We start from the raw sequence: 12,714 nt of genomic DNA, 5'->3' as shown, positions 1-12,714 counted from the left end.
TGAAATCTCGCGAATGATTTTCCTTTCTTTATTTTTGCACAATTGGGATGCTCCCATTAAAAGTAGTTTGTGAGATTCTTACTTCTAACCAATGGAATGACTTTCTGCTTCATAAAAGTTTGATAAAGATTGGAGAATTGTTTGAGACGGAAGAGACGAAAACTCTCGAAGACATTGCTACAGAAATTGATCGAGAAATTCAACAATGGGAACGAACTGGTAAAGCAGGAGATTCAAGGTTTATCGAAGTAATCACCCGGATGCTTGAATGGTTTGACAATCAGCGAGGCGATAGGGAAATTGAAAGGCTATTTATTTACTTCTATACCAATCGAGCGCAACTATTACTGAAGACATTGAATGACAACAATGTAAGTGGGGAAGTTTTCGCTATTCTTAGCCATCGAGAGAAACTACCGACTCTAGTAAAATTGGCAGAGAATCCTGATCTATCAGAAAAAGACTTAGCTGACTTTGCTGACAATCCAGCACAATTTAAAGAGTTTCAGGTTCTGAGAGGACAGATATCCTCACAAGACTTGAAGGAAATTATAGATAACCAGCAAGAATTTCAGGCATTTAGGATTTTGACTGAGGAAGTATCCTTTAAAGAAATTAGTGAGTTGGTAGAAAATAAAGACAAGTTCGACGCATTGAAACATCTATCGAAACTTCTACAAGACTCTGCTGATTCTGGTGCAACTTCAGAGTTGATTATTGCCTTACAAGAGTTAGGGGTTTATGAGACAGTGGCATCTATCTTTTTGAGTACCAGCACCGGTCAAGTGCGGGATATGCCTGAAATTACTATCGACAAAGATGATATGGCGGCTATTGGCCGAAAGGGAGAAGAGTTTGTTTACCAGAAGCTGGTTAAGAAATTTGGTGAAGAGCGTGTGCGCTGGCTCAATAAAGATTGTGAGCAATTTGGCCCATACGACTTTGTTGTTACAGGCAGCAACGGAGAAGAAGATATCTATATCGACGCAAAAGCGACTTCAACTCAAGAGTCCAGCGCCGATAGGATTCCCTTTTACGTAGGTAGCTCAGAGTGGGCTTTTTCTACGAACAGCGATCGCTATTATCTGGCTAGAGTATTTAGGATTCGGACTGCACCAACAGTTAAGTTTTTGAAATTTGTGCGATTACTCAATGATTGAAGATGTATCACTGATTTGTGTCCCCTCCTCATAGCAAAAACCAGAACATCTAGGCCCATGCAGCTGGATAATGGTTTAGGTATTGGAAAGTGCCATTCTCAATACCGCATCTAGGGTGGGGTCATGAGCAAAGATACAGAAACCGTTGAGTTAGTTGTAGTCCAAAAATTAGAAAATGCCCTCAATGCGAAAATTGAGGCATACTTTGCTGGCTCCATTGACTCTCCTCCCGACGTGTTGGAGGAACTGCTTAAATCCAAAAACAGTGAGGGAACCCGTCGGGCTTACCGCAAAGATATTACAGATTTTTTCACTCGCATGACGGGCCAGCGCCCTAACCGGGATTCTATTTTGGAGTTTTTACACTTGTCAGGTCACAAAGCAACGCTGGTAGTGACTAAGTACAGAGCCATACTCAATGAAGCTGGGTTAGCACCTAACACGATTAACCGCCGACTGGCTGCAATTAAATCTCTAGTTGCTTTTGGCCGAAAGCTGGGTGTGTGCAACTATGCTGTAGATGTGGACAGTATTCCAGTGCAGTCCTACCGCGACACTAGCGGTTGTACAGGCGAGGAATTTTTGACAGTCATTAAGGAGTGCGATCGCTCGACTTTAGCGGGGAAACGGGACTATGCTTTGCTGCTCCTACTGTGGGGCAATGCTTTGAGGAGAAATGAGATTAGCACCTTGGACATGAGACATTTTGACGCATCTAGAGGAACGCTATCAATTTTTGGGAAGGGCAAGCAAGTACGAGTGACAATCAATCTGCCAAAAGTCACTGTGATAGCGATTACTGACTGGCTGATTGCCCGTGGTGGTGAAATGTCTTTGTCCCGCGCGTTATTTACCTCGGTTGACTTTCAAAATTATGGTAACAGGTTAACTGGGGATGGCATTTATAAAATAGTCAAGCGATTGTTTAAACGGGCTGGTGTTGAAAAGCACATGAGTCCGCATCGTTGCCGCCACAGTGCCATCACAGCTGTACTGGAAAAAACTGATGGCAATGTGCGGAAAGCCCAGAAACTCAGTAGACACGCTAAATTAAACACGCTTCAGATTTACGATGACAACCGCAATCGTGATCAACTGGAGATGTCTGAGCTATTGATGGATGGGTTGGATTGAATTGGTTATAGCGCCTGTTAGAGGAAATGTAAAAAGTCAGTTATGACGACAGCAAAATGTTGCTATACCCTATCACCAATCAGTCTTTTTTATGGTTATTAATTACCATAAATTTGATTTTATTGATTTTTCTAAATTTAAAATTCTATTCCCGAATGTGTAATAATTGACTCTGTAATTTTTAATAATTCTGTTTCCAGGTCTGATTCCCGTGATTCTTGTGTTTGTGCATTAATAGCTATAAATTTATCTATAAAAGTGGGATATAAATGTGCGTTTTTACTAATAATAATTATTCCTTGAAATATATTAAATATTTTTATACAGCATATTAGGTTACTATCCAATCTTTGTATTAGACCAATATGATGGTCTTTCTCATCTGTCCAATACGGGAAAATTGTTTTTTCTCCAATCAAGTCAATATTAGCATCAATTGGATATTTCTTTAACCAAAGTCCTTCTAGAGAATTATCCATGATACTCAACCTTAATAACTCTCCAATTTCATCATTGAGATAAGTAGCTCCAAGCCAGTAATAAGCTAATTCATATGCAATTTTTATAATTGCTCGTTTATAACGGAATATGTCTATAGCAAGAGTTTTACGAATTAGAGGTCGTTCGCCAGGGAGGGGTTGAGCATTTTCAATTTTTTGTTTTTCTTCCTTAGATAGATCATCTAAGCCTAATCTTTTTAATTTTTTATTAATAATGGATGTTAACTTATCTCTATCTTTTACGTCAGCATCAATTTGGATTTCTAATATTCCGTTATCTCCAGAAAAAATCTGGATTTTTGGAAATATTCTTAGTTCTTTAGGTATCCCAGAATTATTAAATATATATTGAATTTTCTCCTGGCTATCATTAATATATCCTTCCGCTAATGGATTTGGTATCTTTCCCGATTTACCAGCTATCTTCAAGGCAAGACGATTAAATTGAACAAATACATGGTTAACAAGATTTGAGTCTACTGAATGACCGAGGAAATCATTACATTCTTTACAGACACAATCTAATATGATGTTTCCTCCGATACTGTCAGGAAATATATGTTCTTCAGTAAATTTGTCGTGAGGCTTATCTTTTTTACATATAATGCACTGCATAATTTTTGTTAGCTGAATGCTAAAAATGGACGTTAGGAGAGATTTAGTTACAGATTAATGAAACATTGTAGCAAGATGTAGAGTAATATCTAAGGTGTCATACTTATGAGGCTCTAGTTTTAATATTCAGTTTTTCTTTTCGCCATTTACCCACACTTTTTTGAACTGCTTCTATTTCTGCAAAATCTACTTGCACAGTTGCAGTTTCAAATTCCACACCCAAAGCGGTGCTGACTTCGAGAATTTCTACAAAACTGGCACATTGATAATCTGTATCCTCATACTCTTTCACTCTTTGTTCATCAATTCCTAATAGATGAGCAAGTTCTTGCTGACTAATTTGGGCTGCTATCCGAGCTTTAATCAAAGCATTTGGCAGCTTATTTAAAGAATCAACTTTAATTTTTAAAGGCTTGCTAGTGTCGCAATTAATAAGTCTTTCATATTCCGTGATTTCTGACTTTAACTCGTCAACTTGACTTTGATATGAGTCTCGGTGAAGCTTCCATCGCTCTGGTTCTGCTTTCAAGTGTTCATTGCTATCCAATGACGTTATAGACTGTTCAAAGCGTTGCAACCAATCTAAGGAATGTTGATACTGTTGCTCGTTCTTGATCATCATGGTTTCCACCTTTGTAAATCTATAGCAATAATTCCTTTGCGCGTATTCGTGATGGTATCAAATTGAAAGAAATCTATGTAGGCTGTACCGGAATCATTAGCTGGATAATTTGAGGGAAAGATTTCGCCCTTGTACTTGATTTTTTGTTCGGCACGGCGCAGCGCAAAATTAAATAAAGTAGGAGCAATAGATTCTAGGTACTTTATATCAACTCCGCTGTCCTCCCAACAGGCATCGAAGTCTCCAGGTTTTTGTTTACTGGTAACGAAACTACCATCAATATAAATAGTGCTACAGCCAGCTGCTTTTAGTTGCGTCATTGCCAGTTCCAGACCGTCTATCATGCGCTGTCTAGTCAAATTTATACCAAATATTTCTTGAAATTCTGACCATTCTGCCCAATGCACCCCTGGTGGTAAAATACCACTTTCGTCAAATTCTGGAATCATTTCTCACACCCTAACACAGCTTAATTATCCAGTTAGGAGTGTCCCATAATTATTTAAAAAATGTCGGGGAGCTATGGCTGGAATTAATGTCACTGCGCGGTGAAGCGTTAAAGGATGCACCTGTGTTTGCAAGTGCTACGGGTAGACCCTTGGCTCCTTCTCATATTGACCGGGTGGTGAAACGGTCAGCGGCGGCGGAATTGGAGAATGCCATGAATGTTTCAGCCCACTGGTTTAGGCACAGTCATGCTACCCACGCATTAGATGAAGGTGTTCCGGTGCATTTGGTTCAGGCGACTCTTGGGCATACAAGTTTGGATACTACGAGTAAATATCTGCACGTTAGCCCTGATAGGAGTTCTGGAAAGGTTTTAGTTAAACAATGGATATAATAATTGTATAAAATATAACCTATTTTTAGGTGATGCAGGAGTTATGTTAAGCTCAGTCCCATAATTAACTTGTAAACTCGTACTAATGTTGCAACTATGCCCTTATAAAAAGCTTAATCAAGGACAACTAGAATGCGAAATAGCTAAAGTTAGAGAGGCAAAATATACATCCTCGACTTCAGCAGATGCCTGTAATGATTGTCCAATTCCTGAAATTATTCAAAAAGTAAATTGTAAAAATTTAATTCCACTAAAATTACATTTATTTACTATTACATCGACTTTTGAAGGAGATCCAGAAGAAGTAATTATTGGAAATTCCTGGGAAGCTAAGTGTCAGATGATAGATTTTCAAAATAAATATGATTATAAAAAGAAGTGTTCAGATAACTGTCCTGCATTTCAACCAATACATCTTAATTTATCCACTGAAGAATCTATTTCAATTCCAAAGTTTAATTCAGAGACAGCAACTGATCGCGAATTAAGACAAGCAGTATTATCAATTTTGTATCAGTACCATACTATACATCCTGAACGGTATAATTGTTTTGATGTTACACCAGAATTTCTAGCTAAAAGCCTCAATATTAATGTTACAGATGTAGTGCGAGTCGTTCTTCCTATGGAAGAGGAAAAAGAAGTTGAAATTAAAAAATATTCAGGGGAACTATATTTTAGATATGTGAGTATTACAAGTAAAGGAATTAAAATGATTGATGAAAAGCCACTATTTGGTAATTTAGATACAGCGGCATTAAGAAGTATTAAGATAACGAACTCTAAACTTAAACTTAATATTACTAAAGAAGGGGATATTATGTCAGATTCTTATAATAATGATTTACGTGAAGCAAATATTGCTAATTTTGCTAATCAAGTTCAAGATAATGCACGACAACAAGCAAACCAACACATCCACATATCAGAACAAAAGCGAACTATTACTGAAGCTGCTACTGAAATCCAAAAACTCCTCAAACAGTTAGAGCAAACCAACCCTACTGCTACTGAGGCTGAGAAAGTTGCTTACGTTAATGACGAAACTACTCCTAGCTTCAAGCGTCGTGTTGTTGGCGCATTGCAGGCGAGCGGTGAAACAGCAATAGACGAGTTTATCTTAGAAAATAAGTATCTTAAAGTTGCAAAAGCGGCTATTAAAGGTTGGCTACAACCAGGTAGTTAAGTGTGTTTGTTTTACCAGCAGCATAACTGTAACGACCTGCAATTATAGTTTCTTACCAAATCGCTATGACCTATTCTGGTTTGCTTGTTGACCTGCATTGTCCTTAACTTCGTTAGCGAAGTTAAGGACATTGGCTCCTTTAAGATCATTGTATGTACTACCTTCTCCAACCATAATAGTTCCTCGCTGCTTTACTACAATTCCGAGTTCCGTTAAACGTTGCTCTATCCAGAAATTTGAACTCTTTATTACCTCTTCAATAGCCTTTCCATCTTTAACAGCCTGTACAAAATGTTGTAGAGCTTTAACAATTTCTTCATGAGGCAATTTATCTAAGGTTATAGTTTTTGCATCCTCTAAGCTGTCTTGCCAAACTACTAGGGCAGGCAAAGAACTAACCTCAATATTTAAACTCTTAAAACTTGACAAAATTCGATGCCCGGAGACACGATTCTTTAAATCTTCCTGACTGTAGTAAATATCTATATGATTACCTGTTAAATAATTCAAATCTTCCCAATGCTCTTCTATAAACGTTGGGAAATCTCCAGAGGATAGAAACAGAAATATTCCATGTAATTTGACAGTATTGTAGCGATTAAAAGTTTTTCTCCCCGTATTAATATAATCTTTATTACGACTTCTACTCAGAAAGATATTCAATCTTCTCAGAAGTCTTGATGATAATTCCTCACCGCGCAGCCAATTCCTGACTTGCCTAGAAAAACTAACGCCATTACTATAGCCGACTTGTTCACAAAATAAATGAACAAGTTCAGTAGTTTTTTCACTAGGGATGCTACCTGCGATATTAAGTTTTGGATAGTTTCTTTCCAACCACTTCAAAAATTCTAGTGACTGAACTATATCCGTTGAAGTGCCGCCCAAGGCTTTCATAAGACGCTGGGCAAGTTCATGATTAGAGGCTATAGCCGAATCAAATCTACCATCAATTAGCATTTTGAGAGAGTTTGCTAGGCGATATGCCTCTGCATTTATTGAAAGCATGTTAAAGTCGATAGGTTCAGTATCTCTTTCTGCTGATTGAAAAGAAGACCGACGTGGGCGATCGAAAACTGATTGTTGCTGCTTTTCCTCTAGAAAACTGAGTGCTAATTCTGAAAGTTCTTCTCGATTAAACTCCTCATTTATAGAATACTCTCGTTGAGAATTGAGCCACTCCAAAAACTCAATAATTTGATATGAAGGTACAGGATTCACGAGATTTTCCTTGCATAACTGTCAATGATTCACCCTTCATCTTAGCTTTCGCAACCAATAATGTGCGATGTAAGCCTGTGAAGCTGATTTTTCTGTAGGTCAACCAGAAATAATGAAGACATTTTAGCCTCACTTAAGTGCGAATTTCTCCATGTTGCCGAATATGTTCAACTAACCGCTTGGTTTCACCGCCAGCTAATTCTAGTTCCCTGAGATTGCCCACCAAAATAAACAATTCCCTTGCCCTACTAACGGCTGTATTCAGCAAATTAGGTTTACGATTAAGGAACCAAAAACTATGCTCTTGGTGGCACTGGTAAGGAGAAAAGATAATAGCTGCTTTCTCTCCTCCCTGGAAGGTGTGAACTGTGCCAATATCATCCCAAGAAAAGTTTCGCCAACGGTTAGAGAGTCGATACCTCAGCGCGTTGGCTTGCTGCGAAAACGGCGACATCACCCCAATTGTCTTAGAGTTGTCATCCGAGCCAATAGAATAGCCATGCTTCAGCAAGGACGCGATCGCAGTTTCTACGGCATCGATTTCTTCTGGATTGGTATTATGGGTGTGGCTTCCTTCAACGTGGTAAGCCAGCAGATGCTTGACCGTTGCAGTCTGCTGATCACCTGAAAGGATTTGCAGACCACCGGGATAGTTAGGACTGCAAAACTGGATAACGGGCGGGGCGCAACGGTAATGATTAGAGAGAATAATGCCATTGCCTAAGTCGCCTTCTGCGCCACTAGAGCCAGCAGCGCGATGATAAGCCGTAGCTGTATATTTGGCAGTGGGGGCATAGCGATAATAGTCTTCATTCCCCATGCCCCGATCCAGAAAGGCAGTTTTCAGATATTGTTTGATGGTATCGTCGCTCATGTTAACGATTGGCTCAATTTGTTGGGGGTCGCCAGCCACTACTGCCCGTTGCGATCGCACCAGCAAGGGAAATAATTGATGTACAAGAGTTGTTCCCGCTTCATCCACCAATGCCAGCTTTACGCTATTGGTCTGGATGATTGGCAGCATATTGCGTATTGATTGCAGGCTGGAGCTAATAACGGGGAAAATCAAACTCAAGTCACGGAAGATAGCATCACTATCACTTTCCAGTTTGAGCAATGCCTCTCCGTCTCCCGTCAAGACGCTGCCGTAAGTTGACAATGCCCTCATAACGCTCTCCTTGCGTCGGAGAACTTCTTGCAATAGAAACGCCCAGGCACGTTGAAACAGTTCTACCTGTAATTTGTGGTGGTCGCGGTAAAAAAGATTGTAGAAATCCCCTTGTGGGTAACTATCAATTTGTTTCTGAATTTGTTGATGTCTGAAAAGTTTTAACTCTAGTTCCTTATTTAAAGCTGTTAGCTGGGTTTGAATTTCAGTGACTTTTTGGTGAAGATTCTGCCATTGTTGTGAAAAATAGACTTTTTGGTTAACAGAGGTCACTGCTGTGATTAAACTAGGGCGGTCAAGGGGGGTCTGAAAGGGATGCCCTGTCGCCAAGGTGTTTAAAACAGCAGCGTTTATCCTATTTGCTAGACGCTTAAAAATTCGCTGATCCGTAGTAGCATTAACCCAGTTCAAGGCGCGTTTGGTGATGGAGTCAGACTCTTTTGGTAGCTCTCGTTCTGCCTGGGTTAAAGCTTCTTGTATCTGCTGGTAAGCATCAATGGGAAAATTTGCGTAATCAGACAAACTTGATAGCTGTTGGTGGAGTGCTTGTAACTTGGAATCAGTAACAGCAATCTCGTTATTGAGTGATTGAATTTCTCCATCCAGTTGCGATCGCCGTTCAATGTCAATGACTTTTTGAGCAGTATTAAAGCGGTCTTGCTCTTGGAGTTGCTGAATTTCACTTGATGCTTGCAGCAATTCAAGTTTGGCTTGCTCCCAAGCAGATTGATTAAATTCAGTCTGACGCAGCCAATCAAGGCTTGATTGCAGTTTGGGTAGAGTTGACTTACGAATAATAGTTTGGTTGCCGCCAGGGAGATAAAACTGTTGAGCAGGAGAATGCTTTGTCAGTCGTTGTTGGAATTTTTTAATGGCACTGTTATTAGTGCAGACATTGAGTATTAAATTATTTGCATCATCTTCACCGCGAACAAGCCGTAACGCCCGATTTACTACTTGCTGTGCTATGAGGTGCAGAAACACTTCTGTTTTTCCAGTTCCCGGAGGCCCACAAACAGCAGTTAGTAAGTTCTCTTGGGCGTGTTTGAGGACGGACGCTTGAAATTCATCAGGTGCATGGGAGGGGAAAGCGCCCCAGAACATTACCTCATGTCTGGGTAATTGTGGCTCTCCCCATAAGTACTGCATGGCTGGGTGAGTTTCAGTTAGCCATTCGCTATTACAGTCAGGTTGTTGAAGTTCTTTGAGTATTTCTTGCAGGTCTTGCTTTAGGAGGGCGTTATAGGGCGTAAAGTCGCAGCGTAGCAAATAAGGTTGTCGAGAGGTTTTGTACTTGACTTCGGGTAAGTCCACCAGTTCAAGAAAGTCTCGAAGCGTTGGGAATCTGACTTTAAAAGTGTCTGATAAAAATTTTCCAATTCCTGAAGCAACAATCAGTGATTCTGCTTGCTCCTCCTCTAGCCCGTACAGCCGCATCAAATTAACAACCACTGGCTGAAACTCGTATTCGGTCAAGTCCCAGCCAGTTTTGCGGTAATTACCTTTAAAGATGGGTGAAATATCGATGGTGAACAGAGGCAAGTATTTCAGCTTTTGGTCTTTGCCCTTGCCGTTGATTATATAGATTTGTGGGAAAGCAACAGCCATCTGAACATCATTTTTATTACCTCTTTTGGCTGCTTGCTGCTGCTGCTGGAATTGCGTAAATACTTCGCTATCTAACAGTAGCTTGTTGCCAACAAGCTGCACTCCCTTATCTACTACTTTTGAATAAATATCTGAAGAACGCTCGACTTCAGCTTGAGTCAGTTCTTCTAACCTGATATAGCCTAACCAAGCTTGTACTATCTGGATAAGTTTTTCTGACTCTAGCATGGTCACTTAAAACATGAATCTTAGGCACTAAAGCTTAGTATAAAAAATATTTGAGCATTTTGCCTTCTACGTCCTGGTTTTGGTATGTCAGGTTACTCAATATTTGTCAGCGTCTCCAGTTGTGCAAGTAGTTTTTCTATTTGCTTACGCTTCTTCGGGTCTGACCAAATACGCAACTTTCTTAGTTTAGTAGTCGCAGCAGTAAAACGCTCTTTGTAATCGTTAGACTCGGTGTTTTCGGTAGATCCTGCGGCTTTCTTCTCACTAATGCGCTGTCTGATTTCGCTTAAAGACCAGTTGTTGGCAATAGCTTGTTCTAAAAACTCAACACGCTCATCTAATTTCTGAATCTGGGCGATCGCTCTAGCTTTGGTGTACTCAAGTGTTCCTTCCCTGAGCGCATCAAGGATATCTTCTGGGAGGTTGAGCAAGGGTAGACGGTTCTTAACGAAAGATTCCCAGGTCATTAACCCCAAGCCATCAAACACCTCTTCAACGATTTTGAGGTCTGGGTTTAATGGCGGCTCCTGATTGAGGTCTGAATTATCTGTTTCGGTTTCGCCCATAACGTTATGGGTAAATAAGCCAATATCGCCTTCATTGTCGCTGATAACGTTATTAGTGGACTCAGTTTCAACTTCGCCCATAACGTTATGGGTAGGTTCAACACTATCAACAACGGGTTCGCCCATAACGTTATGGGTAACTGTAGATGCTTTTTGATGTTGACGTTGTAGACGATAAAGTAATGGCGGGATCTCTTCAACACTTCGACCTAGTTTGAGAGCTAGCAGTTGTAGGATACCTTCAGTTTCTTCAACTGGATTCAGGTCTTCTCGAAGTAAGTTTTCTATAAGTGCAAATTGAAAAGCTGCGTTGTCGTCTAACTCTCTAATGACGACGGGGACAACTTTTAGCCCAATACTTAAGGCAGCCCGATAGCGGCGCTCTCCTGCTACTACTTCGTGTTTTCCATCATCAACGGGGCGTACTAAAAGCGGTTGCAGGATGCCATGCTGTTTTATGGATTCGGTTAACTGCTTTAATGCTTCCGTATCAAAGTAACGGCGCGGTTGTGTGGCTGGCAGAATAATCTGGTCTAATGGGATGGTCTGGTCAGAATCGGCATTAATAACGCCTGTAGTGTCCCAAGGGACTTCAATTTTGCTTTTGAGTGGTTGGGTGGTTTTAGTGCGTCTCATTTTAAGGATTCTAGGCTAACGGCTATTTTTTTCAAGATTTGGACAGATGGGTGTTTGGGATCGTAAACTGCAAGGGGCATTCGTTCTTCTGATGCATCAACAAAAGCAGTAGAGCGAGGAATTGGGGCAAAGACTGTTCCAGCACTTGCTAGTTGTTCGGTGATGGCTGCTAGGGTACGAGTGTCCTGGGAGTTACGGGCATCGTATTTTGTTGGCACGAATCCAGCTATTTGCAGTTTGCGGTTGGGTTTATTGCGAACTGTAGCAACCGTTTTTAAGAGTTCGCCTGTTCCCTCAAAGGCTTTGAAATGGGTTTCTAAGGGCACGAGAACATGAGTAGCTGCTACAAGGGAGATGTAAGAGAGTAGCCCTAAGCTGGGAGGGCAATCTATTAAGATAAAATCGTAATCGGATTCAATTGGTTCGATAGCTTCTTTCAGGCGGAAATCGCGCATGGAAGCACTAACCAATTGCATTTCTGCCGTACTCAGAGAGATATTGGCAGGGGCTAAATCCATACCATGAATTCCCTCATGGATTGGCAGGGGGTGTTCATCCACAATGGCATTGTTGACAGTTCGCTCTATCTCTCTTGGAACCAAGCCCATAAAAATGGTTAAGCTGGCTTGGGGGTCTATGTCGATGAGCAGGACGCGATGACCCAGTTGTGCTAGGTGGTAGCCCAGGTTTTGGGTAAGGGTGGTTTTGGCAACACCTCCCGCCTGGTTAAAGACTGCGATGATTCGGCTCATAAGTGAGTTGGTTTACCTGCGCCGTTACAACTTAAGATAACGGTAATCAGCCAATTGGCAATGTTTATTTTTGTTCGTGGTTGCTATTTTATTGAAAAATGCGATCGTATAGGTTATGGCCGATTTAATTAGGCAAGAACGCTGGCCTTGCGGGGAGGATGGTGTGCGTGATGATTTCGTTCCCTCAAGTCGATAAACTTCCAGAACTAACCTTGGTCGAAATCCAGCAGTATTTAGAAAGTCGACTTTTTCGAGGAATTGGGAAAAAACTGCCCAAACTATTGTTGACTACTTTGGCTATGACACTTTATTGGTATTAGATACCGCTCCAGAAAGACTTGAGTCAGTTCCTGGACTTGGTAAATATCGAATCACTGCCATTACTAAAGCTTGGTCAGAGAGTAAAGCCAATCCGACAAGAGGAGGGAGCAACGCGATTTTGTGAGGTTGGGTGAAAAAGGTGCGATCGCTAAAATT

At 40.7% G+C, this 12,714-nt stretch carries 12 protein-coding genes; 4 read left to right on the top strand and 8 right to left on the bottom strand.

The window, feature by feature from the left end:
* Nucleotides 1-47: 47 nt before the first annotated feature.
* Together Q0541_RS14310 and Q0541_RS14305 are read left to right on the top strand one after the other, a co-directional pair.
* The gene (locus Q0541_RS14310; RefSeq protein WP_298911359.1) at nt 48-1,160 is read left to right on the top strand and encodes a DUF3883 domain-containing protein; all 1,113 of its coding nucleotides are present in this window, start codon (nt 48-50) and stop codon (nt 1,158-1,160) included.
* 123 nt (nt 1,161-1,283) lie between these two features.
* Complete coding sequence (locus tag Q0541_RS14305) at nt 1,284-2,294, top strand: tyrosine-type recombinase/integrase (protein WP_298911358.1); 1,011 nt, start codon at nt 1,284-1,286, stop codon at nt 2,292-2,294.
* A gap of 137 nt (nt 2,295-2,431) precedes the next feature.
* On the opposite strand, the gene Q0541_RS14300 is transcribed toward Q0541_RS14305, so the two are convergent.
* The 3 genes from Q0541_RS14300 to Q0541_RS14290 all read right to left on the bottom strand — a co-directional run bounded on the left by Q0541_RS14300 (nt 2,432) and on the right by Q0541_RS14290 (nt 4,480).
* Nucleotides 2,432-3,409: an HNH endonuclease gene (locus tag Q0541_RS14300; RefSeq protein WP_298911357.1), complete on the bottom strand. Its 978-nt coding sequence runs from the start codon at nt 3,407-3,409 to the stop codon at nt 2,432-2,434.
* Nucleotides 3,410-3,512: 103 nt separating this feature from the next.
* Nucleotides 3,513-4,031, bottom strand: a complete 519-nt coding sequence (locus Q0541_RS14295) for a helix-turn-helix transcriptional regulator (RefSeq protein ID WP_366941879.1) — start codon at nt 4,029-4,031, stop codon at nt 3,513-3,515.
* A complete protein-coding gene (locus tag Q0541_RS14290) occupies nt 4,028-4,480 on the bottom strand; it encodes a hypothetical protein (RefSeq protein WP_298911355.1) in 453 nt (150 codons plus the stop codon). The genes Q0541_RS14295 and Q0541_RS14290 overlap by 4 nt, the downstream gene beginning before the upstream one ends.
* A gap of 38 nt (nt 4,481-4,518) precedes the next feature.
* Here Q0541_RS14290 and Q0541_RS14285 point away from each other — a divergent pair, with 38 nt between their 5' ends.
* Both Q0541_RS14285 and Q0541_RS14280 read left to right on the top strand, forming a co-directional pair.
* Complete coding sequence (locus Q0541_RS14285) at nt 4,519-4,872, top strand: site-specific integrase (protein ID WP_298911353.1); 354 nt, start codon at nt 4,519-4,521, stop codon at nt 4,870-4,872.
* A gap of 85 nt (nt 4,873-4,957) precedes the next feature.
* Entirely contained in the window at nt 4,958-6,058 is a 1,101-nt protein-coding gene (locus tag Q0541_RS14280; RefSeq protein ID WP_298911351.1) for a hypothetical protein, read from the top strand.
* Nucleotides 6,059-6,121: 63 nt separating this feature from the next.
* On the opposite strand, the gene Q0541_RS14275 is transcribed toward Q0541_RS14280, so the two are convergent.
* The 5 genes from Q0541_RS14275 to Q0541_RS14255 form a co-directional block, all read right to left on the bottom strand.
* Nucleotides 6,122-7,279 (bottom strand): hypothetical protein, encoded by a 1,158-nt coding sequence (locus Q0541_RS14275; RefSeq protein WP_298911350.1) that lies wholly within the window; start codon nt 7,277-7,279, stop codon nt 6,122-6,124.
* Between the two features lie 133 nt (nt 7,280-7,412).
* On the bottom strand, nt 7,413-10,283 hold the full coding sequence (locus tag Q0541_RS14270; protein ID WP_298911348.1) for an ATP-binding protein: 2,871 nt from the start codon (nt 10,281-10,283) through the stop codon (nt 7,413-7,415).
* Nucleotides 10,284-10,375: 92 nt separating this feature from the next.
* Complete coding sequence (locus tag Q0541_RS14265) at nt 10,376-11,485, bottom strand: ParB/RepB/Spo0J family partition protein (RefSeq protein ID WP_298911346.1); 1,110 nt, start codon at nt 11,483-11,485, stop codon at nt 10,376-10,378.
* The gene (locus tag Q0541_RS14260) at nt 11,482-12,237 is read right to left on the bottom strand and encodes a ParA family protein (RefSeq protein ID WP_298911344.1); all 756 of its coding nucleotides are present in this window, start codon (nt 12,235-12,237) and stop codon (nt 11,482-11,484) included. The genes Q0541_RS14265 and Q0541_RS14260 overlap by 4 nt, the downstream gene beginning before the upstream one ends.
* Before the next feature lie 297 nt (nt 12,238-12,534).
* Nucleotides 12,535-12,714, bottom strand: a 180-nt coding sequence (locus Q0541_RS14255; protein WP_298911343.1) for a hypothetical protein, incomplete at its 5' end; no start/stop codon positions are given.

The sequence above is a fragment of the uncultured Nostoc sp. genome, from assembly GCF_937863485.1.
GTDB lineage: Bacteria > Cyanobacteriota > Cyanobacteriia > Cyanobacteriales > Nostocaceae > Nostoc.
Note: the sequence above shows the minus strand (reverse complement) of the source record. Positions and strands in the feature narration are given on the sequence as shown.